Source organism: Pseudomonas syringae (assembly GCF_023278085.1).
Lineage (GTDB): Bacteria > Pseudomonadota > Gammaproteobacteria > Pseudomonadales > Pseudomonadaceae > Aquipseudomonas > Aquipseudomonas syringae_Q.
In genome coordinates, this window is record NZ_CP066265.1 from 3607977 (window position 1) to 3633810 (window position 25834).

Below are 25834 nucleotides of genomic sequence, written 5' to 3' on the forward strand. Positions count from 1 at the left end.
CGCCTGTTTTTGCATTTGAGGATTACCCGATGGCCGACGCCACTCTCGACTACCAACTGGGCCTGCTGGCCCATCTGCGCAGCATTCTGGTCGCGCTGGGCGAGGCCGAGCAGGTTCCGGAAGAAAGTCATGCGCTGTTCATGGAGCGCTTTGACGAACTGGTCGAACAACTGCCGCTGGACCCGATTGAAAGCCAGTACCTGGGTCAGGATATTCTCTGTCAGGTGATCCAGCGTTACCCGCAGATCGCCCATCTGGTGCCTCGCGACCTGCTGTGGTTCTTCGCCGGAGACTGCCTGCATTTCATGCCGGATGATGAGATCGAGCTGTATCAGGCGCTGGAAGAACGTCGCTACGAAGCCGAGCAGAACGATGAGCCGTTTGACTGGAATCAGGAAAAACAGCTGCTGGCGATGTCTGCGCAAGGCAGCACTCACTAAACTGACAGGGCTGTTTCGACAGCCTTTTCGACGTATCGATGAATACGATCATTCCCGCCCGGGATTCGAATCTGTTTATCGATAATTCAGGCTTACCATGACACTCACTGTCACCTGATCAGGAGTGCTCTGTTTCCATGACTCAATTTCGTAAAGTGCTGTCCATTCATGCGGGCCAACCGGCATCGGACGGCGCAGGTGTGCGCCTGACACGCGTGTTCGGCGGCCGGGGCGTAGAGCAATTCGACCCGTTCCTGATGCTCGACGAATTCGGCTCGGACAAGCCCGATGACTACATCGCAGGCTTCCCGCCCCATCCGCATCGGGGTTTCGAGACCGTGACCTACATGCTTGAAGGGCGGATGCGCCATGAAGACCACATGGGCAATGTCGGCCTGTTGCAGAGCGGCGGCGTGCAATGGATGACCGCAGCACGCGGAATCATCCACAGCGAGATGCCTGAACAGGAAGAAGGCACCATGCGTGGCTTCCAGCTGTGGCTGAACCTGCCGGGCAAGAACAAGCTGGCTGACGCCAGTTATCAGGATATTCAGCCGGAAAACGTTCCTCGCCTGACCACAGAGTCTGGTGTCGGGGTGGTGGTGATCGCCGGTCATTTCGATGACGGCACCCTTCGCCAGGCCGGTGCCGTGCAGCGCCCGGACACCGAGCCGCTGTATCTGGACTTTAATCTGCCAGCTGGCAGCCGCATAAGTCCGCAAGTGCCCGAAGGCCACCGCGCGTTGCTGTATGTGTATGAAGGCAGCATCGAAATTGAAGGCAGCAGCCAATCGGTTGGCATGCGCCAGATGGCGCGGCTGTCTGACCAGGGCGAGTTGCGGATCGGCAGTACCGGCGGCGCGCGAGTGCTGTTGATTGCAGGCAAACCCCTGCTTGAGCCTATCGTCCAGTACGGGCCGTTCGTGATGAACACCAAGGAAGAGATCGAACAAGCGATTCGTGATTTCCGGGAAGATCGTTTGACGGCTTGACCGGTCAAGCTGTCGAAACGCCCGGCTGCCTGCCCCACGCCATCACTTCAGGCGCAGGAACCGCTTCAGTTCGGCGCCTTGGGCAATCGCGTCGTGGCGACCGAGCTCGATCAACTCGCTGCAATAGCCCGACTCGAACAACAGATAACTGAGGACACTGGCACCGCTGCTCTTGGTCGCGCCCGGACCGCGCAAGAAGGTGCGCAGCGCAGGGGGTAATTCGCGGCGGTGACGGGCGGCGATTTCGTCCAGCGGCCGGCTTGGCGAAATCACCAGCACTTCTACCGGCTCCATGCCCGGCTGCCTGATCTGCTCGTCAGGTAACAACGCGCTGGCCGTGTTCAGCCGTTCCAGCAACTCGATATCGCTTTCCAGGTTGTCGATGAACGTGCTGTTGAGCATGTGGCCACTGATCTGCGCCAGAGTAGGCTGAACGCCGCTCGGCGGGCGCGGTGCTGGCCTTTCAGTCTTGAGCCCGCGCGGATTGCCGCTGACGCCCACCACCAACACACGGTTGGCGCCCAGGTGCAGCGCAGGGCTGATCGGTGCCGACTGACGCACAGCGCCATCACCAAAGTACTCCTGATCCAGCATCACGGGGGCGAACAGCAAAGGGATGGCCGAACTGGCCAGCAGGTGATCCACGGTCAGTTGCGTCGGACGGCCGATACGCCGATGACGCAGCCAGGGCTCTATGGTGCCCCGGCCTTGGTAGAACGTGACCGATTGCCCCGACTCGTAGCCAAAGGCTGTGACCGCCACCGCGCGCAGATGGTGGGCGTTGATAGCGGCTTCGATTCCGGAAAGGTCCAGCCGCTCGTTGAGCAGGTCACGCAGCGGCGAGCTGTTGAGCAAGGCCACCGGAATATTGCGTCCGAAGCCCATCAGGCTGCGTCCGAAAAACCGGCTCGCCTGATTAATCACCCCCGACCAGTCGCTGCGCAGCACCTGATGACTGCGAAATGACTGCCAGAACTCGGTCAGCTGGTGAATGGCAATCCGAAAATGCAACGCACCGCTGGCCAGTTTCACGGCATTGATCGCGCCAGCCGATGTACCGACGATGACCGGAAAAGGATTGGGCGAACCGGCAGGCAGCAGGTCGGCGATGCCTGCAAGAACCCCCACCTGATAGGCGGCACGCGCGCCGCCACCGGAGAGAATGAGCCCGGTCACGGGCTCGATATCATTGCTCACAGCACGGGTCACAACAGCAGGTTCTGGCATCTACAACGGGCCTCAGTGATCGAAGACGCTTTTTATTTATGCTTGCTGTATAGCTTCGGTTCACCTGGCGGTCGACTTTTGAAACGTCGATGGGCCCAAAGATATTGTTCCGGGCATTCGCTGACCGCCTTTTCTACCCACTGGTTGATGCGCAGGCAATCCACTTCATCGCTTTCACCCGGAAAATCTTCCAGCGGAGGATGAATCACCAACCGATAACCACTGCCATCAGCCAGACGCTGCTGGGTGAACGGCACCACTTGCGCACGGCCCAGCCGGGCGAACTTGCTGGTGGCGGTCACCGTCGCGGCCTGAATGCCGAACAGCGGCACAAACACGCTCTGTTTGGCGCCATAGTCCTGATCCGGCGCGTACCAGATGGCCCGTCCGGCGCGCAGCAACTTGAGCATGCCCCGCACATCGTCGCGCTCGACAGCCAGTGAGTCGAGGTTGTGACGCTCGCGTCCGCGACGCTGAATGAAGTCGAACAGCGGGCTCTTATGCTCGCGGTACATGCCGTCAATGGTGTGTTGCTGCCCCAGCAGCGCCGCGCCGATTTCCAGCGTGGTGAAGTGCAACGCCATCAGGATCACGCCCTCGCCCTTCTGCTGAGCCTGCTGCAAATGTTCAAGCCCTTCGACATGGGCCAGCTTTGCCAGTCGCGCTCTGGACCACCACCAGCTCATGGCCATTTCAAAGAACGCGATGCCCGTAGAGGCAAAGTTTGCCTTCAGCAGGCGCTTGCGCTCGGCCGCAGACAACTGCGGGAAACACAGCTCCAGATTGCGTGAAGCAATATTTTTTCGATCAGTGGCCACGCGATACATGATCGCGCCCAGCGCACGACCCATGACCAGCAAGACCCGAAACGGCAACTGGACAATCAGCCACAAAAGCCCCAGCCCCAGCCACAACGGCCAGAAACGGGGGTGAAGGAAACTGGCTTTAAAGCGCGGGCGATCCATTTGGGCTTCCGTCAGAACAAAGGCCGCGCATTCTACAACGGTTCGACCCGCTTGCGGCTCGCGGGCGTTCTCGCTATAAGTCTCGGCACTTTTAGCGACAAGCTGTTGTGTATATCAACCATGAGCCAGATTGAATCGCAAAACCCGGAACCCGTATTTCAGCTCAAGGGCAGCATGCTCGCCATCACCGTGATGGAGCTGACCCGAGCCAACCTCGAAGCGCTCGACAGGCAACTGGCGGCGAAGGTGGCGCAGGCCCCCAATTTCTTCAGCAATACGCCGTTGATTCTCGCGCTCGACAAGCTCGCGCCCCATGAAGGGCCGGTGGATTTGCCCGGTCTGGTGCGCATCTGCCGCCAGCACGGCCTGCGTACCCTGGCGATCCGTGCCAATCGTATCGAAGACATCGCTGCGGCCATCGCCGTCGATCTGCCCGTGCTGCCGCCGTCCGGCGCCCGCGAGCGCGTGCTGGACCCGGTCGAAGCCGAAGCGCCGAAAAAGGTCCCGGAAAAACCGCCTGAACCCGTCATCAAGCCGACCCGCGTGATCACCGCTCCGGTACGCGGCGGCCAGCAGATCTACGCCCAGGGTGGCGATCTGGTCGTGGTCGCGCCGGTGAGTCCCGGTGCGGAACTTCTGGCCGATGGAAACATCCATGTGTACGGCCCGATGCGCGGCAGGGCACTGGCAGGTATCAAGGGTGACACGCGGGCACGGATCTTCTGCCAGCAACTCAGCGCCGAGCTGATTTCGATCGCCGGGCAATACAAGGTCTCCGAGGACCTGCGCCGGGACCCGTTATGGGGTTCGCCGGTCCAGATAAGCCTTTCCGGTGATGTGTTGAACATCATTCGTCTTTAACGGATACTGCCGCAATTTTCAAAGTGTCTCTGATTCGTCGCGAAAAGTTCGTCAAGGCTGTAGGAAATCCTGAAGAGCGTTGCTTTTCAGTCGGTATATGAGTTGAAAGTAGTAGCCGGGTGCTAGCTTTCCAGGACCATGCCTGTTGATTTCCAGAATTCTTCGACCCACGTTGCGTCACGAGATGCTCTTCAGGGACTAAACGTCCTTTTCATCTAGGGGTGATTCACCTTGGCCAAGATTCTCGTAGTTACATCCGGCAAGGGTGGTGTGGGCAAGACCACTACCAGCGCCGCCATCGGTACAGGTCTCGCACTGCGTGGCCACAAGACAGTCATCGTCGACTTCGACGTCGGCCTGCGTAACCTCGACCTGATCATGGGCTGCGAGCGTCGTGTGGTGTATGACTTCGTCAACGTGGTCAATGGCGAAGCCAACCTGCAGCAGGCCTTGATCAAGGACAAGAAGATCGAGAACCTGTTCGTCCTGGCCGCCAGCCAGACACGTGACAAGGACGCACTGACCAAGGAGGGCGTTGAAAAAGTCCTCATGGAATTGAAGGAAACCTTCGAATTCGTGGTCTGCGACTCGCCGGCCGGCATCGAGACCGGTGCTCATCTGGCGATGTACTTCGCCGATGAAGCGATTGTCGTGACCAACCCTGAAGTTTCATCGGTACGTGACTCCGACCGCATGCTGGGCCTGCTGGCCAGCAAATCGCGTCGCGCCGAACTGGGTCAGGACCCTATCAAGGAACACCTGCTGCTCACGCGCTACAATCCTGAGCGCGTCAGCAAGGGCGAGATGCTGGGCGTGGAAGACGTCAAGGAAATCCTCGCCGTGACCCTGCTGGGCGTGATTCCCGAGTCCCAGGCGGTTCTCAAGGCGTCCAACCAGGGCGTGCCGGTTATTCTGGACGACCAGAGCGATGCCGGTCAGGCCTACAGCGATGCGGTCGACCGCCTGCTGGGCAAGACACTTGAGCACCGTTTCCTGGATGTGAATAAGAAAGGATTCTTTGAACGTCTGTTCGGGGGTAAATGATGAATATTTTTGACTTCTTTCGTGACCGCAAAAAAGAAAGCACGGCCTCGGTAGCGAAAGAGCGTCTACAGATCATCGTTGCCCACGAACGTGGCCAGCGGAGTACCCCGGACTACCTTCCTGCCCTGCAGAAAGAACTGGTGGAAGTGATCCGTAAATACGTCAATATCGAGTCTGATCAGGTGCAGGTCGCTCTGGAAAGCCAGGGCAGCTGTTCGATTCTGGAACTCAATATCACCCTGCCAGATCGCTGATCCGGCAGTCGCTGGCGGCGGTATCGGCGCACTTCTGCGGAAGCTGCGCCTTTACCGCCGTTGGCGTTTCTAGCGTTTCGAGGCCGTTGCATGCCGTTGTCGAACATCCGCATCATCCATCAGGACGCTGCCGTTCTGGTGATCGATAAGCCTACCCTGCTGCTTTCCGTCCCCGGCCGCGCCGATGACAACAAGGATTGCCTGATTACCCGCCTGCAGGAAAACGGTTTTCCCGAGGCGCGCATTGTCCACCGTCTGGACTGGGAAACGTCCGGGATCATCCTGCTGGCGCGTGATGCCGACACGCATCGCGAACTGTCGCGTCAGTTTCATGACCGCGAAACCGAAAAAGCCTACACCGCACTGTGCTGGGGCCAGCCGTCGCTGGACAGCGGCAGCATCGACCTGCCCTTGCGCTACGACCCGCCGACCAAGCCGCGCCATGTGGTGGACCACGAAGGCGGCAAACATGCGCTGACGTTCTGGAAGGTGGTCGAGCGGCATGACACGTACTGCCGCGTCGAGCTCACGCCGATCACCGGTCGCTCGCATCAACTGCGCGTGCACATGCTGTCCATCGGGCATCCGCTGCTGGGCGATGGTCTGTACGCCCATCCCGAGGCGCTGGCGGCCTATCCTCGCCTGTGCCTGCATGCCAGCATGTTGAGCTTCACGCATCCGGGCACCGGCGAGCGTCTTACCTTCGAATGTGCTGCGCCTTTCTGATCTGGATGGGCGCTGAGCAACACACTGACGCTCGTGCCCAAGTAAAGCACTCCGCCTTGACTCTCGTGCCAATGCTCCGCGTTGGCATGCAGTTCTTGACGCTCCGCGTCGTAAAGCGGTTCTGCGATGTCAGTGGCGTTTGCGCCCGACTCAAGTCACCTTTTCGCCCCTCGGCGAGTTACTTTGATGGGGCCAAAGTAACCAAACCCCCTGGCTCCGTTTCCGGCCCGACTTCGTCGGGTTCCTTCGTCCTGACACTGATCCGGGGGTCGCCGCAACGGGCCATCCATGGCCCGGTGCGGCTAGCCTGGCGTCCTGCCAGGCTACCCCCGGATCAGTGTCAGGACTCAGCCGTCACTTACGTCGCAATTTGCGTCGTCTGTGCCACCGTGATCGAAAAGCATTTCTGTGGCAGCGGCTCACACGTAAGACATGAAGTTGTGCGGCGGCTGTGTGACGCAGCGCGTCACGAAACGCATGCACCGCACAGCGTTGGCACGAGCGCGCGTCGGGCTTGTGTATCGCGATAAGCGCAACCCAAGGCAGCAAATCATCCAATGCGGTAAACTCGCGCCATTGCTGTCTGGAGCTATTTATGCGCGACGAGTTGAACAAAGGCCTCATCGATTTCCTCAAGGCTTCCCCCACCCCCTTCCACGCCACCGCCACTCTTGTGCAACACCTTGAAGCTGCCGGGTTTCAGCGGCTGGACGAGCGTGATACCTGGGCCGTCGAAACGGGAGGTCGTTACTACGTGACGCGCAATGACTCCTCCATCGTCGCGTTCAGAATGGGCCGTCAGTCACCACTGACCGGCGGTATCCGCATGGTCGGCGCGCACACCGACAGCCCGTGCCTGCGGGTCAAGCCGCAACCCGAGCTGCAACGTCAGGGTTTCTGGCAACTGGGTGTCGAAGTCTATGGCGGCGCACTGCTGGCACCGTGGTTTGACCGTGATCTGTCGCTGGCCGGCCGGGTCACGTTCCGCCGCGACGGCAAGGTCGAAAGTCAGCTGATCGACTTCAAACTACCGATTGCGGTCATTCCCAATCTGGCCATTCACCTGAATCGCACGGTTAACGAAGGCCGTGCCATCAATCCGCAGACCGAGCTGCCGCCGATTCTGGCGCAAGTGGCCGGTGACGAGCGCGCCGACTTCCGCGCGCTGCTGACTGACCAACTGGCACGCGAACATGGCCTGAACGCCGATGTGGTGCTGGATTACGAACTGAGCTTCTACGACACCCAAAGCGCGGCCATCGTCGGCCTGCATGGCGACTTCCTCGCCGGTGCGCGCCTGGACAACCTGCTGTCGTGCTTTGCCGGGCTGCAAGCGTTGCTCAACAGCAACAGTGACGAAACGGCGCTGCTGGTCTGCACTGATCATGAAGAAGTCGGCTCGTCTTCTACCTGTGGCGCAGACGGCGCAATGCTGGAGCAGATCGTCCGGCGCCTGCTGCCGAGCAGCGAGGATTATGTGCGGACCATTCAGAAGTCGCTGATGATCTCCGCCGACAACGCACACGGCATACACCCCAACTACGCCGACAAACACGACGCCAACCATGGCCCGAAACTCAATGCCGGGCCAGTGATCAAGGTCAACAGCAATCAGCGCTACGCCACCAATAGCGAGACAGCAGGCTTCTTCCGCCACCTGTGCATGGCCGAAGAGGTTCCGGTGCAGAGCTTTGTGGTGCGCAGCGACATGGCCTGCGGTTCGACCATTGGACCGATCACCGCCAGCCATCTGGGCATTCGCACGGTCGATATCGGTTTGCCGACGTTTGCCATGCACTCGATTCGTGAACTGGCCGGCAGCCACGACCTGGCGCATCTGGTCAAAGTACTCGGCGCGTTCTATGCCAGTCATGAGCTGCCGTAACTGCTGCTGCCACTGCTGAGACAATCATCGACAACGTGAGGGCGGCCTGCCGCCACCACGTATCGGTGCTGATGCCCGGCAAACGGCCCATTGAAAGAAATAAAAATTGTGCCCGTTACAACGATAAAAAAGATGCTTTTGTCTGTGTCATCCCGAACCACCTGCGTGCACTAAACAGTCATTCGTTTATAAAGGGACTTCATGTCCCGAACCGCATCGACGGACCCTGTCGATGATTCAGTAGTGGAGTGCCCGCATAAAGCTGGCTACTCGACCTCTATCCAGTCATCGTCCTCGTCGGGTTTATCGACAATATCGTCATCTTCGTTCATGTAGTACGGTATGTCGGCTTCAACACCGTTCTCACCCGTTTTGGCAACCAGTTGCCGGTACCTCTTCCCGTCCCAGAGCCTGAAAATCAGCGTTGAGTCTTCTCCAGCCGAGAGCGTCGAGCCTTCACTGCCAATGAGTTTGCTACGAGCGCCTGCCGTCAAGATACTGTTCTTTCCAGCGGTCAATCTGCTTTGGTCTCCCGCCATCAGGGTGCAGTCATGCCCGCCGGTCAGTTTGCTTCTATCGCCGGCGGTCAGATAACTGTTATTACCGGCCAGTAGTTTGCTGCGGTCACCCGCGGTCTGATTACTGTCTGCACCGGCAATCAACCTGCTGCGATCACCTGCCAGCTGTACGCTACCCGCACCGGCAATCAACGTGCTGCGAAAACCTGCTGTCTGCGAGCTGCCCTTGCCGGCGATCAGCATGCTTTTATTTCCAGCGACCTGAATGCTTTCATGGCCTGCAATCAACGAGCTGCCATAACTTGCAATCTGGTTACTGCCGTAACCCGCGGTCAATGTGCTGCGAATGCCCGATGTAAGGCTACTGCCATAACCGGCGATCAAAACACTGCGAAGCCCCGCGATCAGCGTACTGCCATAACCTGCCGTCAGAAAACTTCTGATTCCACTGGTCAGGGAGCTGCCATAACCGGCGATCAACGAGCTATCTTGCCCGGCCGTTGCAGTGCTGCCGTAGCCCGCAGTGAGTGAGCTACCGTACTCTGCGGTCTGGGTACTGCCGTAGCCGGCCGTGAGGGTACTTTTATAGCCTGCTGTCTGCGTACTGCCATAACCCGCGATCAGCGAGCTGGCAAAGCCGGCGGTCGAAGTGCTTCCATAGCCGGTGGTGAGCGAGCTGTTTTCCTGTGCGGTTTGCGTACTGCCGTAACCGGCGGTCAAGGTGCTCTCGTAACCTGCCGTCTGTGTGCTGCCATAACCCGCAATCAACGAACTCGCATAACCGGCGGTGGAGGTGCTTCCATAACCTGTCACCAGGTCACTGCGCTCCTGCGCGGTTTGCGTACTGCCGTAGCCAGCGGTCAACGTGCTCTCGTAGCCTGCTGTCTGTGTACTGCCGTAACCCGCGATCAGCGAGCTGGAATAACCCGCGGTGGAGGTACTTCCGTAACCGGTGGTGAGCGAACTGTTTTCCCGCGCGGTTTGCGTACTGCCATAACCGGTCGTCAACGTGCTCCCGTAACCCGCCGTCTGCGTGCTGCCATAGCCGGCGATCAAGGAACTGGAGTAACCCGCAGTCGATGTGCTTCCATAGCCTGCAACCAGGTCACTGCGCTCCTGTGCCGTCTGTGTACTGCCATAACCGGCGGTCAGGATGCTTTTGAAACCTGCCGTTTGAGTGCTGCCATATCCGGCAATCAGCGAACTGTTTGACCCTGCCGTTGAAGTGCTGCCATAACCTGTAACAAGGTCACTGTGTTCTCGGGCCGTCTGTGTACTGCCATAACCGGCGGTCAGCATGCTTTTGTAGCTCGCGGTCTGGGTGCTGCCATAACCTGCGATCAGCGAACTGCTTGAGCCTGCGGTTGCAGTACTGCCATAACCCGCAATCAGGTCGCTGCCGTCCCTGGCCGTCTGAGTACTCCCATAGCCAGCGGTCAGGATGCTTTTGTGGCCCGCTGTCTGTGTACTCCCGTACCCCGCGATGATGAAGCTCTCATGACCCGCGGTGCCTGTACTTCCATAGCCGGTAGTGAGGTTACTGGCAGCCCCGGCCGTTTGCGTACTGCCGTAGCCTGACGTGAGTACGCTACCCTGCTGTGCGGTCTGGGTACTGCCATAACCTGCCGTGAGCGAGCTTTCACTGCCCGACGTTTGCGTGCTGCCGTAACCGGCGATCAGCGAGCTGTCAGCGCCCGCCGTTCCCGTACTGCCATACCCGGCCGTCAGGGTGCTGCCTTCACGGGCGGTCTGGGTACTGCCATAGCCTGCGGTCAGTGAGCTGTCGCTGCCGGAAGTCTGCGTGCTGCCGTAACCGGCGATCAACGAGCTGTCCGCGCCTGCCGTGCCGGTGCTGCCGTAGCCTGCCGTCAGATTGCTGCCTTCCTGAGCTGTTTGCGTGCTGCCGTAGCCTGCGGTCAGGGCACTGTCCCCGCCTGAGGTTTGTGTACTGCCGTAACCGGCGATCAGCGAGCTGTCGGAACCCGCCGTGCCGGTGCTGCCGTAGCCTGCCGTCAGATTGCTGCCTTCCTGAGCTGTTTGCGTACTGCCATAACCCGCCGTCAGCGAGCTGTCTTCTCCGGAAGTCTGAGTACTGCCGTAACCCGCGATCAACGAACTGTCCGAACCCGCCGTGCCGGTGCTGCCGTAGCCTGCCGTCAGATTGCTGCCTTCCTGAGCCGTCTGCGTGCTGCCATAACCCGCCGTCAGCGAGCTGTCCCCGCCAGAAGTCTGAGTACTGCCGTAACCGGCGATCAACGAGCTGTCCGAACCTGCCGTGCCGGTGCTGCCGTACCCGGCCGTCAGGTTGCTGCCTTCGCGGGCGGTCTGGGTACTGCCGTAACCCGCCGTCAGCGCGCTGTCCCCTCCGGCAGTCTGGGTGCTCCCATAGCCTGCTACCAGCGAGCTGTCGGAGCCGGCGGTTCCTGTACTTCCATAACCGGCAATCAGATCACTGTGGTTGCCAGCGGTCTCGTTACTGCCATAACCGGCAATGAGCCGGCTGTTGTTGTCGCCACTCAACGTGCTGCCGTAAGTGGCGGTCTGCAACGTCTGCGGCGTCGTCACCGGCAGGGTGTTTACTGAGGGGGCAGCCGCGCTGACCAACGCCACATCAAACACTTCATGGCTGGACTGTTCGGCAGCAGATACCGTGACGTTTGCTGCCGAAGGCGTGGGCGTGGGCATTGGTGTCGATGTCGATGATGACGTTGGTGGTGACGTTGGTGGTGTGGATACATGGTCGGCCTGACGTGCCGAAATGAAGTGTGACGCGCTGATCTTGTCACCGACATGAACCACTTCGGCTCGCGGGAACTTGACCATTCCCGGCTCTTCCAGAGCAATGATGTCTGCAACGACGACTTCACAGACAATCCATCGAGCGTCGGCATGCACACTTAGAAAAGCGCTGCTTCCAGCGCCCCACAGTAGACCGACCAGACCATTCTCGTGCCGCCGGGTTGACTGCCAGTATTTGGATTCAACCGTCCCGGAAGCGGGCCATATAAGGCCGCAATGATCGGCCATGTTATTTGCACAGGTCCGCAGCACCAACGCCTTGTCTAGATTCATTACCGCATCCTCATAGATCCTTTAAATAAAAGCAGCTGCACTTATCAAGCATTGCTTTACAGGACAACCGCCATGTCAGCCTTTACGCCACAGCGGAACGACGCACAGGAAATAAACCAACTAACTAGTGCACATCCTTCCGCACTAAAAACCTAACACAGCGAACTAAAAAATATTAATTAATATTAACTTTTCCGTATATTTTTTACAGAAAATTAGAATAATTACTCTGAAAAATATCAGGGCAAAATCGGATTAATCTACGCCCACTCCATAAAAGGCAATAGAAACATTTTCATTAATTTTTTTTGTTAATTAAACGTATTTATTACACAATGCCTATTAAGCCGGCTGTAGACTTCGTGCATCTTAGATAACCGGAATGAGTATTTATTTATAAAAAACAGGCAACTAACGACCGTGCGGGCCGCGCCCGGCAAGAGAGTTTTCAGCACCAGCGCTCAGTCGCCATGCACCTCGGCGCGCACATGAATCGCGTCATGACGCCAGTACTCCAGATCGCAGTCGATCAGCCGGTCTTTGCGGTCGTAATTGACGCGCGCAATGCGCAGCCCTGGGCTGCCGAGGGAAACCTTCAGCGCAGCGGCTGCCTCGGCGTGCAGCGCGGTGGGGACCATATCGAAGCGCACCTGACCGTAGTGAAGGTCATAACACCGTGCATAGAGTTCGGTGAGCGACTGGTTCAGATCGTGTTCGAGGATACCGGGAAACAATTCCGGCCTCAGGTAGTGCTCCACGTACAGCACCAGACGCTGATCGATACGTCGCGCACGACAGATCTGGATCACGCTCGACAGCGCTGGCAGCTCCAACATTTCGCAGATCATCGCCGAAGCCGGTTGCAGACGGGCCGAAAGCAGCTGAGTGTGAGCCACCCTTCCCTGCGCGCAGACCATCGCGTGAAAATGACTGCGCCGAATCAGGTCGTAGGCCAGCCGTGGCGGCGAGATGAACCAGCCGCGCCGCTCCTCGCGATAAATCAGCCCTTGAGCCTCCATTTGCAGGAGGGCCTCACGCAGGGTGATGCGGGTGGTGTCGAACACTTCACTGAGCTTGCGTTCGGCAGGCAGTTTGCTGCCGTGCGGCAACAGGCCATGTTCTATCTGTTCCTGCAAAGCCTTGCAGATGGTGGTTACCGCTCGTGGCACATCTTCGCGCATTCCCGTACCTGTCTGGACTAGACCAGCCCTCTTGCGGGGCACCTGTCAGTGCCATGCCCACTGTGAACTCCATCGCTGCAAGCCTAGGCTGGCGACATGACCGTCCTGTGACATGGTTAATCACAATTCATGCCAAACGGCGCTGAAAACGCCCTGAAACCCTTGTCGGGCAGGCACTTTGCAATGGTCTACGCTTAGCCCGAAGCACTGCCAGGCCACGGGGAAAACGGAATTCTCCGCCCTCCTCGACACGAAAATGTCATGCAACACGCCTAACTTGGCTCAGGTATTGCTGAACTAGACCAAACCATCCGCGATGAACACTTCTGCTAAAGAAGTGCACAGGAGCTCCGAATGAAACATCTTTTGCTGGCATCACTCCTCGGTTCAGCCATGGCAATGAGTTCCCTGGCCATGGCTGCGGACGCAGATCTTAAAACGCTGGAGGCTGCGGCCAAGGCCGAAGGCGCGGTCAATAGCCTTGGCATGCCGGATGACTGGGCAAACTGGGGCGGCATCTGGAAAGACCTGGAAACCAAGTACGGTCTCAAGCACATGGACACCGACATGAGTTCGGCCCAGGAAATTGCCAAGTTCGATGCAGAGAAAGACAACGCCAGTGGTGACATCGGCGACGTCGGTGCAGCGTTCGGCCCGATTGCCGTCGCCAAAGGTGTGACCCAGCCTTACAAGCCCACCACCTGGGAGCAGATCCCGGACTGGGCCAAAGACAAGGAAGGTCACTGGGCGCTGGCCTACACCGGCACCATTGCCTTCATCGTCAACAAGAACCTGTTGCATGGGTCTGAAATACCTAAAACCTGGGCTGACCTGAAAACCGGCAAGTACAAGGTTTCCATTGGCGACGTGAGCACCGCGGCTCAGGCTGCCAACGGTGTGCTGGCAGCCGCCATCGCCATGAAAGGCGACGAAAGCAATATCGAGCCGGGCCTGGCACTGTTCACCGATCTGGCCAAACAAAAGCGCCTGTCGCTCGCCAACCCGACCATTCAGACCATCGAAAAAGGCGAGATCGAGGTCGGCGTGGTCTGGGACTTCAATGGCCTGAGCTACCGGGCCAAGATGGCCAAGCCAGATGATTACGTGGTGCTGATCCCGTCGGATGGCTCGGTGATTTCCGGCTACACCACCATCATCAACAAATACGCCAAACACCCGAACGCCGCCAAACTGGCGCGTGAATACACCTTCAGCGATGCGGGTCAGATCAGGCTGGCAGAAGGCAATGCGCGTCCTATTCGCGCAGAGCACGTCACCATGCCGGAAGACGTGAAAGCCAAGCTGTTGCCGAATGAGCAGTACAAAAATGTAACGCCGATCAAAAACGCAGAAGCATGGGAGAAGACCTCCAAGGCCCTGCCGCAGAAGTGGAACGAGCAGGTCATCATCGAGATGAACTGATCGCCACTACGACTCAGGGATGGAGTCGTATGAAGCGGGCGAGTCACTCTCGCCCGCACTCTTTCGCCCGAGCGAGTCGCCCATGAAACACAACGTTATCCTGATCGTACTCGATGGCCTCAATTACGAAGTGGCCCGCCACGCGATGGGCCACCTTCAAGCCTGGCATGCTGCCGGTCGGGCCGCGCTCTACAAGCTGGAGTGCGAACTGCCCGCCCTGTCGCGTCCTTTATACGAATGCATATTGACCGGTGTCGCGCCCATCGACAGCGGCATCGTGCATAACAACGTCTCACGCCTGTCCAGCCAGCGCAGTGTATTTCACTATGCCCGCGACGCAGGGCTGAGCACGGCTGCGGCGGCTTACCGCTGGGTCAGCGAGCTGTACAACCGCACACCGTTTGACGCAGCACGCGATCGCCACACCGACGCACCCGACCTGCCGATTCAGCACGGGTTGTTTTACTGGGCTGATCACTACCCTGATTCACACCTGTTCGCCGACGCTGAAAGCCTGCGTCTCAGGCACGCACCGAATTTTCTGCTGATCCACCCCATGAATATCGACGACGCCGGGCACAAGCACGGCCTCGACACCGCGCAATACCGCAACACCGCCCGCAGCGCCGACATCATTCTGGCTGACTACCTGCAACGCTGGCTGGATGCGGGCTATCAGGTGCTGGTCACCGCTGACCACGGCATGAACAACGATCGCTCGCACAACGGCCTGCTGCCAGAAGAGCGCGAAGTGCCACTGTTCGTCATTGGTGATGCATTCAGCCTGAATGTCGATGCTGCGCCGCGCCAGACCGAGTTGTGCGGCACGATCTGCGAACTGCTCGGCATCCCTCACGACAAACCGGTCTGTCAGGAGCTTCTCAATTGATCAGCCTATCCCGGGGCAAATGGCTGGGCCTGCTGTGCCTGGTGCCGTTTGCGCTGTTCTTCATCGTGTTTCAGATTGCGCCGCTGTTCTGGGTGGCGATCCACAGCCTGCAAAGCGACGCCGGTTGGGGCCTGGAAAACTTCACCCGGGCGTTCAGCTCGAAGTTCTACCGGCAGGCGATCCAGTACAGCCTCGAGATCAGCTTCTGGTCGAGCCTGTTCGGCATTCTGATATCGATTCTCGGCGCTTATTCGCTGCGCAAAGTGGATTCGCGGCTGCGCGATTTCGTCAATTCATTCGCCAACATGACCAGCAATTTTGCAGGCGTTCCGCTGGCGTTTGCCTTCATCATCCTGCTGGGTTTCAACGGCGCACTGACGCTGATCCTCAAGCAGACCGGGATCATTGACGACTTCAACCTGTACTCCAAAACCGGCCTGATCATCCTCTACACCTACTTCCAGATTCCACTCGGCGTGCTGCTGCTGTACCCGGCGTTCGATGCTGTGCGCGAGGACTGGAACGAATCGGCTGCGTTGTTGGGGGCGAGCAGTTATCAGTTCTGGCGCTACATCGGCCTGCCGGTGCTGACCCCGGCGCTGCTCGGCACCTTCGTGATTCTGCTGGCCAATGCGCTGGGGGCCTATGCCACGGTGTACGCCCTGACCACCGGCAACTTCAACGTGCTGCCGATCCGCATTGCAGCGATGGTCGCAGGTGACATCACGCTGGACCCGAACATGGCCAGCGCCCTGGCGATGATTCTGGTCGGGCTCATGACGCTGGTAACGGTGGTCCATCAGTGGCTGCTGAAAAGGAGCTACCATGTCTCGCGCTGAACAAGGGCCTGCCGGGGTCTACCACAAGACGGTGGTCTACCTGCTGTTCCTGATCCTTCTGCTGCCGCTGGCCGGCACCTTTCTGTACTCGATTGCGACCAGTTGGTCGGCGACCATTCTGCCCAGCGGGCTGACCTTCAAATGGTACATCGCGCTGTGGAGCGATCCACGCTTTCTGGCGGCGTTCGGGCAATCACTGCTGGTCTGCTTCGGCGCACTGATTCTGTCGGTGGTGCTGATTCTGCCGCTGCTGTTCGTTGTGCATTACTACTTCCCGCGCCTCGACGGGCTGATGAACATCCTGATCCTGCTGCCCTTTGCCGTGCCACCCGTGGTGTCGTCGGTGGGGCTGTTGCAACTCTACGGCTCAGGGCCGATGGCCATGGTCGGTACGCCGTGGATTCTGATCGGCTGCTATTTCACCGTCGCCCTGCCCTTCATGTACCGCGCGATCACCAACAACCTGCAGGCGATCAACCTGACGGACCTGATGGACGCAGCGCAACTACTGGGCGCCAGCACCTGGCAGGCAGCCTTTCTGGTGGTGTTGCCGAATCTGCGCAAGGGCCTGATGATCGCCCTGCTGCTGTCGTTTTCCTTTCTGTTCGGCGAGTTCGTGTTCGCCAATCTGCTGGTCGGCACCCGCTATGAAACCCTGCAGGTGTACCTGAACAACATGCGCAACAGCAGCGGTCACTTCAACAGCGCGCTGGTGATTTCCTACTTCCTCTTCGTGCTGGTGCTGACCTGGGCCGCCAATCGACTGAACAAGGACAAAGACTGAAATGAGTTTTGTCAGCATTGAAAACCTGCAGAAAAGCTATGCCAGCACGGTCGTGTTCAGCGACATCAATTGCAGCATCAAAAAAGGCGAGTTCGTCACCCTGCTGGGGCCGTCCGGCTGCGGCAAGTCCACACTGTTGCGCTGCATCGCCGGGCTGACCCCGGTCAACAGCGGGCGCATCCTGCTTGATGGCAATGATCTGGTGCCGCTCACCCCGCAAAAGCGTCATATCGGCATGGTGTTTCAGAGCTACGCGTTGTTTCCCAACATGACCGTGGAACAGAACGTCGCCTTCGGCCTGCGCATGCAAAAGATCGGCGACGATGAAAGCCACACGCGCGTCGCCGAGATCCTGCAGATGGTCGAGCTGCAGGATTTCGCCAAACGCTATCCGCATCAGTTGTCCGGTGGCCAGTGCCAGCGCGTGGCCCTCGCCCGCTCGCTGGTCACCCGCCCGCGCCTGCTGTTGCTTGATGAGCCGCTGTCGGCACTGGATGCACGGATTCGCAAACACCTGCGCGAACAGATCCGCGCCATTCAGCGGGAGCTGGGCCTGACCACTATCTTCGTCACCCACGACCAGGAAGAAGCACTGACCATGTCAGACCGCATCTTCCTGATGAACCAGGGCCGGATTGTTCAAAGCGGCGACGCAGAAACCCTCTACACCGCGCCAGTGGACGTATTCGCTGCTGGCTTCATCGGTAACTACAACCTGCTGGAAGCCGACGACGCCACACGCTTGATGCAACGCCCGATCGCCAGTCGCATCGCGATTCGCCCGGAATCGATCCAATTGAGCCTCACCGGCGAACTGGAAGGCGAAATACGCAGTCACAGTCTGCTCGGCAACGTGATTCGCTACCGGATACAGGCGCGTGGCGTGGAACTGGTGGTTGATGTACTGAACCGCAGCGCCGAAGACCTGCACCCGGACGGACGACGCGTAACGCTGAACATAGAACCTTCGGCGCTGTGCGCGCTTGACTGACGCAACCGCCGAGCTTTCGCTTGAAGCTTGAAGCTTGAAGCTTGAAGCTAACTTAACCAACACTGAGGATAAGCACACATGCCCCTGGCAATTTTCGACCTGGACGAAACCCTGATCGGCGGCGACTGTGCCACCTTGTGGAGCGAACAGATGGGTCGCCTGGGCTGGGTCGATCCCGAGTCGTTCATGCAGCGCAACCATGAACTGATGGAAGCCTACAGTGCGGGCAAACTGGCGATGGAAGAGTTCATGGCCTTCAGCCTGGAACCCATGGCTGGCCGCACACCGGAAGAAATCGATCATCTGGTCGGCCCGTGGGTCGAGGACGTGATCGAGCCGATTATCTACAGCGACGCCTGCAAATGCATTGCACAGCATCGTGCCAAAGGTGACCGGATTCTGGTGATCTCGGCCTCAGGCGTGCACTTGGTCAAGCCGATTGCCGAACGCCTCGGGATCGACGAAGTGCTGGGTATCGAGCTGGACGTGCAGCATGGCGTGTACAGCGGTGCCACGGTGGGCGTGCTGACTTACCGGGAAGGCAAGATCACGCGCCTGATGGAATGGCTGGATGCCGAAGGGGAAAACCTGGAGGGCGCGAGTTTCTATTCGGATTCGCGCAATGACCTGCCGCTGCTGCTCAAGGTTGACCACCCTCATGTGGTCAACCCTGATGCAGTGCTACTGGAGCATGCGCAGCAAGCTGGCTGGCCGGTGCATCGCTGGAGTTGACGCCAGCAGCACCAACACCTCAGACCAGGCTTTCGTCGATGACCAGCACGATCTTGCCGGACACGTTGTTGGTCGCCAGCTCTGCGAACGCCGCCTCCGCGTCCTTGATGGCGAAGGATTTCGCCAGTTGCGGCTTGAGGCGGCCTTCGGTGAACAGCGGCCAGACATGCTGGCCCAGATCGCGGATCAGATCAGCCTTGAAGGTTTCATCGCGACTGCGCAATGTCGAGCCCATCAACTGGATGCGCTTGCCCAGCACATGCGCCATATCCAGCTTGGCATCGCGCCCGCTCATGACACCGATCAGCACCCAGCGGCCGTCAAGTGCAAGCAGCTTGACGTTGAGCTCGGCATAACCGGCGCCGACCGGATCGAGAATGACGTTGAACGGTGCGAAATCGTTCAGGCCCTCCAGACTCTCACTGCGCACCACACCACCCTGCGCCCCCAGTTCGACGCAATAGGCCAGACGTTCGGTCGAGCCGACACTGACCCAGACCGGGTTGCCAAACGCCTTGCAAAGCTGAATACCGGCTGAACCAACCCCACTTGCGCCCGCGTGCAACAAGACTTTTTCACCGGGCTTCAGACCCGCCAGCTGAAACAGGTTCAGCCAGGCCGTGGCATACACCTCGGGAATGGCCGCAGCCTCGTGCAGCGACAGCCCTTCCGGCACCGGCAACACATGCCGGGCATCGACCACCACTTCTTCGGCCATCGCCCCGCCCGCCAGCAGCGCGCAGACACGGTCGCCGACCAGCCAGGACGTTCCCGGCCCCACTTCAGCGATCACTCCGGAGCACTCCAGCCCCAGTGTCGCGGTAACGCCAGGCGGCGGCGGATACTTGCCTTCGCGCTGTAACAGATCGGCGCGATTCAAACCCGCCGCAGCAACTTTGATACGTACTTGTCCCACATCAAGGGCCGGACTTGGCTCCTCGACCCATTCCACATGACCTTCAACGCCTTGCAATGCCTTCACAGTGCCTCCATAGTGAGTCCAGACTGAGCCCGTGGCTGTTTGCCCGGGCTTTTGCATTATGCGGCCGGGTCCAAGGGAACCGGCGACCTCACAGACGGCCTAATATGCGTTATCAATTGTCCTCGCGTCGAATCAGCATGAAGCAACTATTTCCCGGTACAGCCCTCGCACTGTTTGTCGGCCTCAGCGTTTTGCCGATGTCAGCCAGTACCTTTGCCGCCAACAGCTGGGATAATCTTCAGCCGGACCGCGACGAAGTGATTGCCAGTCTCAACGTAGTTGAGCTGCTCAAGCGACATCACTACAGCAAGCCGCCCCTGGACGACAAGCGTTCGGCGATTATTTATCAGAGCTACATCAAGCAACTGGACCCCTCGCGCAGCTATTTCATGGCCAGCGACATTGCCGAATTCGACAAGTGGCAGTTCCAGTTCGACGACTTTCTCAAAAGCGGCGATCTGAACCCCGGTTTCACCATCTACAAGCGTTATCTTGACCGCATCAAGGCGCGTCTGGACTTCGCCCTGGCAGAGCTGGGCAAAGGCGTCGACAAGCTCGATTTCAACACCAAGGAAACCCTGCTGGTGGACCGCAAGGACGCCGCATGGCCCAAGGACACTGCCGAGCTCGACGAACTGTGGCGCAAACGCATCAAGGACGAAGTCCTGCGTTTGAAGATCGCCGGCAAAGACCCGGCGAAGATTCAGGAAACCCTGACCAAGCGCTACAAGAATCAACAGGCCCGTCTGAACCAGACCCGCGCCGAAGATATCTTCCAGGCGTATATCAACACGTTTGCCATGTCGTACGACCCGCACACCAACTACCTGTCACCTGACAGCGCGGAAAACTTCGACATCAACATGAGCCTGTCGCTGGAAGGCATCGGCGCCGTGTTGCAGAGCGATAACGACAACGTGAAAATCGTGCGTCTGGTTCCGGCAGGCCCGGCAGCCAAGACCAAACAGGTCGCACCGGCCGACAAGATCGTGGCCGTTGCCCAGGGCGACAAGGAAATGGTCGACGTGATCGGCTGGCGTCTGGACGAAGTGGTCAAGCTGATCCGCGGTCCGAAAGGCTCCGTGGTACGCCTGGAGATCATCCCGGCCAGCAATGCACCGAACGACCAGACCAGCAAGATCGTCGCCATCACCCGTGAAGCGGTGAAGCTTGAAGAACAGGCAGCCAAGAAGTCGATCCTGCACCTGAAACAGGACGGCAAGGACTACAAGCTCGGTGTCATCGACATTCCGGCGTTCTATCTGGACTTCAAGGCCTACCGTGCCGGTGATCCGGAATACAAGAGCACCACCCGTGACGTGAAGAAACTGCTCACCGAGTTGCAGGCCGAGAAGGTCGACGGCGTGGTGCTGGATCTGCGCAACAACGGTGGTGGTTCGTTGCAGGAAGCGACCGAGCTGACCAGCCTGTTCATCGACAAAGGCCCGACCGTGCTGGTGCGTAATGCAGACGGCAAGGTCGACGTGCTGGAAGACGAAGCCAAAGGCGCGTTCTACAAAGGCCCGATGGCATTGCTGGTCAACCGCCTGTCCGCTTCGGCTTCGGAGATTTTTGCCGGGGCCATGCAGGACTATCACCGCGCATTGGTAATCGGTGGCCAGACCTTCGGCAAAGGCACCGTGCAGACCATTCAGCCACTCAATCATGGCGAGCTGAAACTGACCCTGGCCAAGTTCTACCGGGTTTCCGGACAGAGCACCCAGCATCAGGGCGTGGTACCGGACATTACCTATCCGTCGTTGATCGACACCAAGGAAATTGGCGAGAGCGCGCTGCCCGAGGCCATGCCATGGGACAGCATCAAACCGGCGATCAGGCCGGCCATCGATCCGTTCAAGCCGTTCCTTGCCCAGCTACAGGCGCGTCATGAAGCCCGTTCGGCCAAAGACGCCGAGTTCGTGTTCATCGAAGACCGCCTCGCGCTGGCCAAGAAGCTGATGAACGAGAAGACTGTCAGCCTCAATGAAGCTGACCGCCGTGCTGAACACGCGTCTATCGAAAGCAAGCAGCTCGCTCTGGAAAACACTCGCCGCAAGGCCAAGGGTGAAGAGCCACTGAAAGAGCTGAAAAAAGAAGACGAGGACGCACTGCCGGTAGAAGACGAGAAGACCAAACCCGAGGACGACGCCTATCTGGCAGAGACCGGGCGCATCCTTATCGACTATCTGGGGCTGAGCGCTACGGTTGCAAAGAAATAAGACGACTTCATTGATGGCCATTTAGCTTCAACGTCATCAAACAGTCATGAAGCTGTCGTGAAATACGGGGCTGGCGCGAAAGCGTTCAGCCCCTTTTTATTGCGCCACCTTTTATCACCCCTCGAGACGACCATGACCGTGACTGAACAGTTGAGCGCGCTGAGTTCCATTCTGGCTCGTGGTGACTTGCACAGCCTGTTTCAGCCTATCGTCTCACTGGCTGAGCGCCGGATTCTGGGTTATGAGGCACTGACTCGCGGCCCTTCCAACAGCGCATTGCACTCTCCGCTCAATCTGTTTGCCATTGCGCGTCACGCCGGGCGCCTGAGTGAACTGGAATTAAGCTGCCGTGACAGCGCCTGCCGTCGTTTCAGTCAGCAGAAACTGCCCGGCAGGCTGTTTCTCAACGTCTCACCCGAATCGCTGCTCGAAACATCGCACCCACCGGGTCGCACGCTGGAAATGCTGCGCCGCTATCAGATCGCGCCAAAGGATGTGGTGATCGAACTGACCGAGCAAACGCCGACCGACGACTTCGACCTGCTGTACAACGCCCTGCACCATTATCGCGACATGGGCTTTTCGATTGCCCTCGACGATCTGGGGGCCGGTTATTCCAGCCTGCGCCTGTGGTCGGAGCTGCGCCCGGATTACGTGAAGATTGACCGGCACTTTATAGACGGCATTCATCAGGACGCCGTGAAACGCGAGTTCGTCGGCTCCATGCTGCAGATGGCCAAGGCTTCACGAGCGATCGTGATCGCCGAAGGCATCGAGCTGCCAGAGGAGCTGGCGACGCTGAAAGACATGGGTGTGGACCTGGTTCAGGGCTACCTGCTGGCCCGCCCGCAAGAACGTCCGCCCCGCGACACCCGCGCCATGCTGCCCAAGGTTGAAATTACCAGCGCGCCCTTGAACGAGGAAGTGGCAGACCTTTCTGCCCTGCTCAACCCACAGCCTTCAGTCAGTCAGTCCACACCTACCGCAGAGGTGCTTGAGGCCTTTCGTAAACAGGCCAATCTGAATTCGCTGGCGGTGCTGGATGATAACGCCAGCCCGTGCGGCATCGTGCATCGGCATTCACTGTCCGAGGCCCTGCTCAAGCCGTTCGGCACCGAGCTGTTTGCCCGTAAACCGATCAGCCGCCTGATGAGCGATGACTTTCTGGCCGTGGAGGTCAGCCAGTCACTGCAACAAGTCAGCCGCCTGCTGACCAGCCGCGCCCGCCAGCGCATTGAAGAAGACTTCATCATCACCCTGAACGGCGCTTATCTGGGGCTCGGACGCGTGATCGATGTCCTGAAGCTGATCACCGAGATGAAAATCCAGCAAGCGCGCTACGCCAACCCGCTGACCCTGCTGCCTGGCAACGTGCCGATCCAGCAATGCCTGACCCGCCTGTTACAACAGGGCCGCGAGTCGATGATCTGTTACGTCGACATCGACAGCTTCAAGCCCTTCAACGACATCTACGGTTACGCCCGTGGCGACGAAGTGTTGCTGTGCCTCGCTCAGTGCCTGAGCGACCGAATCGACCCGAGCCGAGACTTCGTCGGGCACATTGGCGGGGACGACTTTTTGATGGTGCTGGGTTTCGAAGACTGGGAGCGGCGCCTGAAAAGCCTGCTGGATGACTTTCAGAACCAATGCAGACGCTTTTACCGTGCCGAACACCTGGATGCCGGCTGCTTCATCGCCCTCAATCGTCAGGGGCAGCGTCAGGAGTTTCCATTGTTGTCATTGTCGATTGGCGTGGTGCATCTGCATGAAGAAAGCTGCACGCTGCTCGACGCCAGCCAACTGGCCGACCTGGCATCGCAAGCCAAACACTTCGCCAAGGACATCGCAGGCTCAAGCACCCACGTGATCGATTCGACGCGGGTGGATTTGCTGATGGAAGCCTGAGGGCAGGTACGTTGACCTACCCCAAGGCTCCTTGCGCATCGTTATACACAAGCCCGATTGACTATCCGATTGACTATCGTGCCAATACGTTGTCATGAGTTGGGGGATGCGCCATGGCTGCAATGTGACGCAGAGCGTCACGAAATGCATTATCACGCGGAGCGTGGGAACGAGAACCAGGGTAGTCCCAGGCCCGTTTTCCGAGCATCCCAAGGGGTTCGTTTGGCGTTGAACGCTGCGCGTGCGAACAACGGCTATTCGTGAACTACTGCACCTCTCCTTCTTCCGGGTAGCTGTGTTCGAACACCCGAACCACTTCCGAGGCGTGCCAGGACGCGGCTGCGACGCCGTCGGACGGGCCGGAGAAGCGTCCCAACCGCTCGGCGCATTCGAAGAAACCGGGGCGCGGCAAGCGGCTTGCGCCCTGGCTGATCACCAGTGAACTGCGCAATGGCTGCTCGGCACGGGCGTCCAGGGCGGCAAGGTGCTCAAGGGCTGCGGTCAGCGTCTGCATGGCAGGGCTGGGAAACTGCAAACGCTCAAGCAACGCACGATAGGTCAGCAGATGACGCTGGCGGCGAGCCGTATCAAGCTCGCTCAAGAGCCCGTCCCAATGCTGACGACTGATGCGCACGCTCATGACTCAACCCGCCAGCCCGGCACTCCGAGTTCCCATGCAAGGCTGCGCTTGATTGCCGAGTCGGGTTGGCGAGAGCCGTTCTCGATCAACTCCAGATAGGACGGGCTGATGCCGACCGTCCGCGCCAAAGCGGCCAGTTCGATGCCCTTCGCCTCACGCAACGCGCCGAGCCGGTCAAAACCGGGGAGCTCACTCGATGCTGTATCGGAACCTGAAGCGGAAGTCGGCGCCGCCGCATGCGAGCGCGACTGAGTGACCAGACCGGCAGCCTTGAGAAGCGCCTGATACTGATCCCATGGAAGCACCGCATATTGCGGTTCGCCCTCATGAGAGATGACTTGAAGATCCATACACTCCCCTTGTACGACAAGACTGCATACCGAACAGACTGACGGCAGATGCTGGCATCTTAACAGCGGAACGCGACGGCTTGTGTTCAATCCGTGAGACTCAGACCTTACGCTGTTCTTTCTCCAGAAGCGCCTGGGTCTTTGGCAATTGCTCGACAATGATCAATTTCTCCGGCGACTGCTCGGCCCGCCATGCACGAAAAGCATCCAGCTCGCCGCTCAGGTGCTTTGTCACCCAGGCCAGCACAGCGATGTCGTCCAGCATGCCCAGCCCCGGAATCCAGTCAGGGATTGCGTCCAGCGGGCTGAGGAAGTACATCAGGCCGGCAACGATGGACAGAATAGCCTTGGGGCTGATGCTCCGGTACTCGCCACGCCAGTAAGCCAGGCACAGCGCCTGCAGCAAACGCAGATCGTCCTTGAGCTTGCCCAGACGGCTGCCCTCGCTGTTGCCCTTGCGCGCTACGGCGAACAACAGCGCCGGCAACCGGCCCGCAGCCAACAGGCGTCGCGCGCCGGGCAGGTATCGGATCAGATTCCAAGGTGCTTTCATGTTTAACCCCGTCCAGAAAAATATTGTTGAGCGACAGCGCAGGCCTTTCCAGATGACACCACAAGGTTATCCACAATTGTTGTGGATAACCTTGTGAACAGCGGCACTTTAAAAGCCTGAACCCCCTGATTTCACGGGCTCAAACTTAAATCGGGCGTTTTTTACTCACAAAAAAATACCGTGAAAAACGTTGACTTGGCACCCGCGATAAAGCAAGCGCCCTGATCCTGACGGACTGTCGGACAACTTTTTCGCCGTATTCATCATAGTAGGCGTAATAGTGGGACTGCCCGGATAAGCAAGCGTTCGGGAAATAAGCCAGACAAAAAAACGCCCTGTCGAGACAGGGCGCTTTTCGTAGCC

At 58.9% G+C, this 25834-nt stretch carries 23 protein-coding genes; 15 read left to right on the plus strand and 8 right to left on the minus strand.

The genetic code is table 11. The features are described 5' to 3' along the window. Positions 1 to 29: 29 nt before the first annotated feature. Entirely contained in the window at positions 30 to 440 is a 411-nt protein-coding gene (locus I9H07_RS15985; RefSeq protein WP_024645720.1) for a PA2817 family protein, read from the plus strand. 137 nt (positions 441 to 577) lie between these two features. Continuing rightward, on the plus strand, positions 578 to 1432 hold the full coding sequence (locus I9H07_RS15990; protein ID WP_236425687.1) for a pirin family protein: 855 nt from the start codon (positions 578 to 580) through the stop codon (positions 1430 to 1432). A gap of 42 nt (positions 1433 to 1474) precedes the next feature. On the opposite strand, the gene I9H07_RS15995 is transcribed toward I9H07_RS15990, so the two are convergent. Next, positions 1475 to 2659, minus strand: a complete 1185-nt coding sequence (locus I9H07_RS15995) for a patatin-like phospholipase family protein (protein ID WP_236425688.1) — start codon at positions 2657 to 2659, stop codon at positions 1475 to 1477. 32 nt (positions 2660 to 2691) lie between these two features. Further along, positions 2692 to 3624, minus strand: coding sequence for a lipid A biosynthesis lauroyl acyltransferase (locus I9H07_RS16000; RefSeq protein ID WP_236425689.1), 933 nt, complete (start codon positions 3622 to 3624; stop codon positions 2692 to 2694). 120 nt (positions 3625 to 3744) lie between these two features. On the opposite strand from I9H07_RS16000, the gene minC reads away from it, so the two are divergent. The 5 genes from minC (at position 3745) to I9H07_RS16025 (ending at position 8394) form a co-directional block, all read left to right on the plus strand. Beyond that, positions 3745 to 4485, plus strand: a complete 741-nt coding sequence (minC, locus tag I9H07_RS16005) for a septum site-determining protein MinC (RefSeq protein WP_236425690.1) — start codon at positions 3745 to 3747, stop codon at positions 4483 to 4485. Positions 4486 to 4716: 231 nt separating this feature from the next. Continuing rightward, on the plus strand, positions 4717 to 5529 hold the full coding sequence (minD, locus tag I9H07_RS16010) for a septum site-determining protein MinD (RefSeq protein ID WP_024645725.1): 813 nt from the start codon (positions 4717 to 4719) through the stop codon (positions 5527 to 5529). Continuing rightward, positions 5529 to 5783, plus strand: a complete 255-nt coding sequence (gene minE / locus I9H07_RS16015; RefSeq protein ID WP_002552653.1) for a cell division topological specificity factor MinE — start codon at positions 5529 to 5531, stop codon at positions 5781 to 5783. The genes minD and minE overlap by 1 nt, the downstream gene beginning before the upstream one ends. A gap of 90 nt (positions 5784 to 5873) precedes the next feature. Then, complete coding sequence (locus tag I9H07_RS16020; protein ID WP_024671859.1) at positions 5874 to 6509, plus strand: RluA family pseudouridine synthase; 636 nt, start codon at positions 5874 to 5876, stop codon at positions 6507 to 6509. Positions 6510 to 7104: 595 nt separating this feature from the next. After that, complete coding sequence (locus I9H07_RS16025; protein ID WP_058391106.1) at positions 7105 to 8394, plus strand: M18 family aminopeptidase; 1290 nt, start codon at positions 7105 to 7107, stop codon at positions 8392 to 8394. A gap of 266 nt (positions 8395 to 8660) precedes the next feature. Here I9H07_RS16025 and I9H07_RS16030 read toward each other — a convergent pair whose 3' ends face one another. Together I9H07_RS16030 and I9H07_RS16035 are read right to left on the minus strand one after the other, a co-directional pair. Beyond that, on the minus strand, positions 8661 to 11597 hold the full coding sequence (locus I9H07_RS16030) for an Ice nucleation protein (RefSeq protein WP_432760454.1): 2937 nt from the start codon (positions 11595 to 11597) through the stop codon (positions 8661 to 8663). Between the two features lie 848 nt (positions 11598 to 12445). After that, on the minus strand, positions 12446 to 13165 hold the full coding sequence (locus I9H07_RS16035; protein ID WP_236425560.1) for a UTRA domain-containing protein: 720 nt from the start codon (positions 13163 to 13165) through the stop codon (positions 12446 to 12448). Between the two features lie 354 nt (positions 13166 to 13519). Here I9H07_RS16035 and I9H07_RS16040 point away from each other — a divergent pair, with 354 nt between their 5' ends. The 6 genes from I9H07_RS16040 to I9H07_RS16065 all read left to right on the plus strand — a co-directional run bounded on the left by I9H07_RS16040 (position 13520) and on the right by I9H07_RS16065 (position 18822). Further along, positions 13520 to 14587 (plus strand): ABC transporter substrate-binding protein, encoded by a 1068-nt coding sequence (locus tag I9H07_RS16040; protein WP_024675349.1) that lies wholly within the window; start codon positions 13520 to 13522, stop codon positions 14585 to 14587. Positions 14588 to 14669: 82 nt separating this feature from the next. Beyond that, complete coding sequence (locus tag I9H07_RS16045) at positions 14670 to 15476, plus strand: alkaline phosphatase family protein (RefSeq protein ID WP_236425561.1); 807 nt, start codon at positions 14670 to 14672, stop codon at positions 15474 to 15476. After that, complete coding sequence (locus tag I9H07_RS16050) at positions 15473 to 16315, plus strand: ABC transporter permease (protein WP_024675347.1); 843 nt, start codon at positions 15473 to 15475, stop codon at positions 16313 to 16315. The genes I9H07_RS16045 and I9H07_RS16050 overlap by 4 nt, the downstream gene beginning before the upstream one ends. Beyond that, positions 16302 to 17099, plus strand: coding sequence for an ABC transporter permease (locus tag I9H07_RS16055; protein WP_024675346.1), 798 nt, complete (start codon positions 16302 to 16304; stop codon positions 17097 to 17099). Before I9H07_RS16050 ends, I9H07_RS16055 begins: the two co-directional genes overlap by 14 nt. Position 17100: 1 nt before the next feature. Continuing rightward, on the plus strand, positions 17101 to 18090 hold the full coding sequence (locus I9H07_RS16060) for an ABC transporter ATP-binding protein (RefSeq protein ID WP_058825009.1): 990 nt from the start codon (positions 17101 to 17103) through the stop codon (positions 18088 to 18090). A 78-nt stretch (positions 18091 to 18168) separates the two neighbouring features. Continuing rightward, entirely contained in the window at positions 18169 to 18822 is a 654-nt protein-coding gene (locus I9H07_RS16065) for an HAD family hydrolase (protein WP_024675344.1), read from the plus strand. 19 nt (positions 18823 to 18841) lie between these two features. On the opposite strand, the gene I9H07_RS16070 is transcribed toward I9H07_RS16065, so the two are convergent. After that, positions 18842 to 19804, minus strand: a complete 963-nt coding sequence (locus tag I9H07_RS16070; RefSeq protein WP_024675343.1) for an NAD(P)H-quinone oxidoreductase — start codon at positions 19802 to 19804, stop codon at positions 18842 to 18844. Positions 19805 to 19941: 137 nt separating this feature from the next. Between I9H07_RS16070 and I9H07_RS16075 the strand changes: the two genes are divergently transcribed. Then, positions 19942 to 22023 (plus strand): carboxy terminal-processing peptidase, encoded by a 2082-nt coding sequence (locus I9H07_RS16075; protein WP_201022794.1) that lies wholly within the window; start codon positions 19942 to 19944, stop codon positions 22021 to 22023. 132 nt (positions 22024 to 22155) lie between these two features. After that, the gene (locus I9H07_RS16080) at positions 22156 to 23928 is read left to right on the plus strand and encodes a bifunctional diguanylate cyclase/phosphodiesterase (protein WP_024675341.1); all 1773 of its coding nucleotides are present in this window, start codon (positions 22156 to 22158) and stop codon (positions 23926 to 23928) included. 265 nt (positions 23929 to 24193) lie between these two features. Here the strand turns inward: I9H07_RS16080 and I9H07_RS16085 are convergent, their stop codons facing one another. From I9H07_RS16085 to I9H07_RS16095, 3 genes are all read right to left on the minus strand, one after another. After that, positions 24194 to 24568, minus strand: a complete 375-nt coding sequence (locus tag I9H07_RS16085; protein ID WP_024675340.1) for a hypothetical protein — start codon at positions 24566 to 24568, stop codon at positions 24194 to 24196. Then, positions 24565 to 24918 carry a helix-turn-helix domain-containing protein gene (locus I9H07_RS16090; protein WP_236425562.1) on the minus strand — a complete coding sequence of 118 codons (354 nt, stop codon included), beginning with the start codon at positions 24916 to 24918 and terminating at the stop codon, positions 24565 to 24567. The genes I9H07_RS16085 and I9H07_RS16090 overlap by 4 nt, the downstream gene beginning before the upstream one ends. A 100-nt stretch (positions 24919 to 25018) precedes the next feature. Further along, positions 25019 to 25471 (minus strand): YkvA family protein, encoded by a 453-nt coding sequence (locus tag I9H07_RS16095; protein ID WP_024675338.1) that lies wholly within the window; start codon positions 25469 to 25471, stop codon positions 25019 to 25021. Positions 25472 to 25834: the final 363 nt, after the last annotated feature.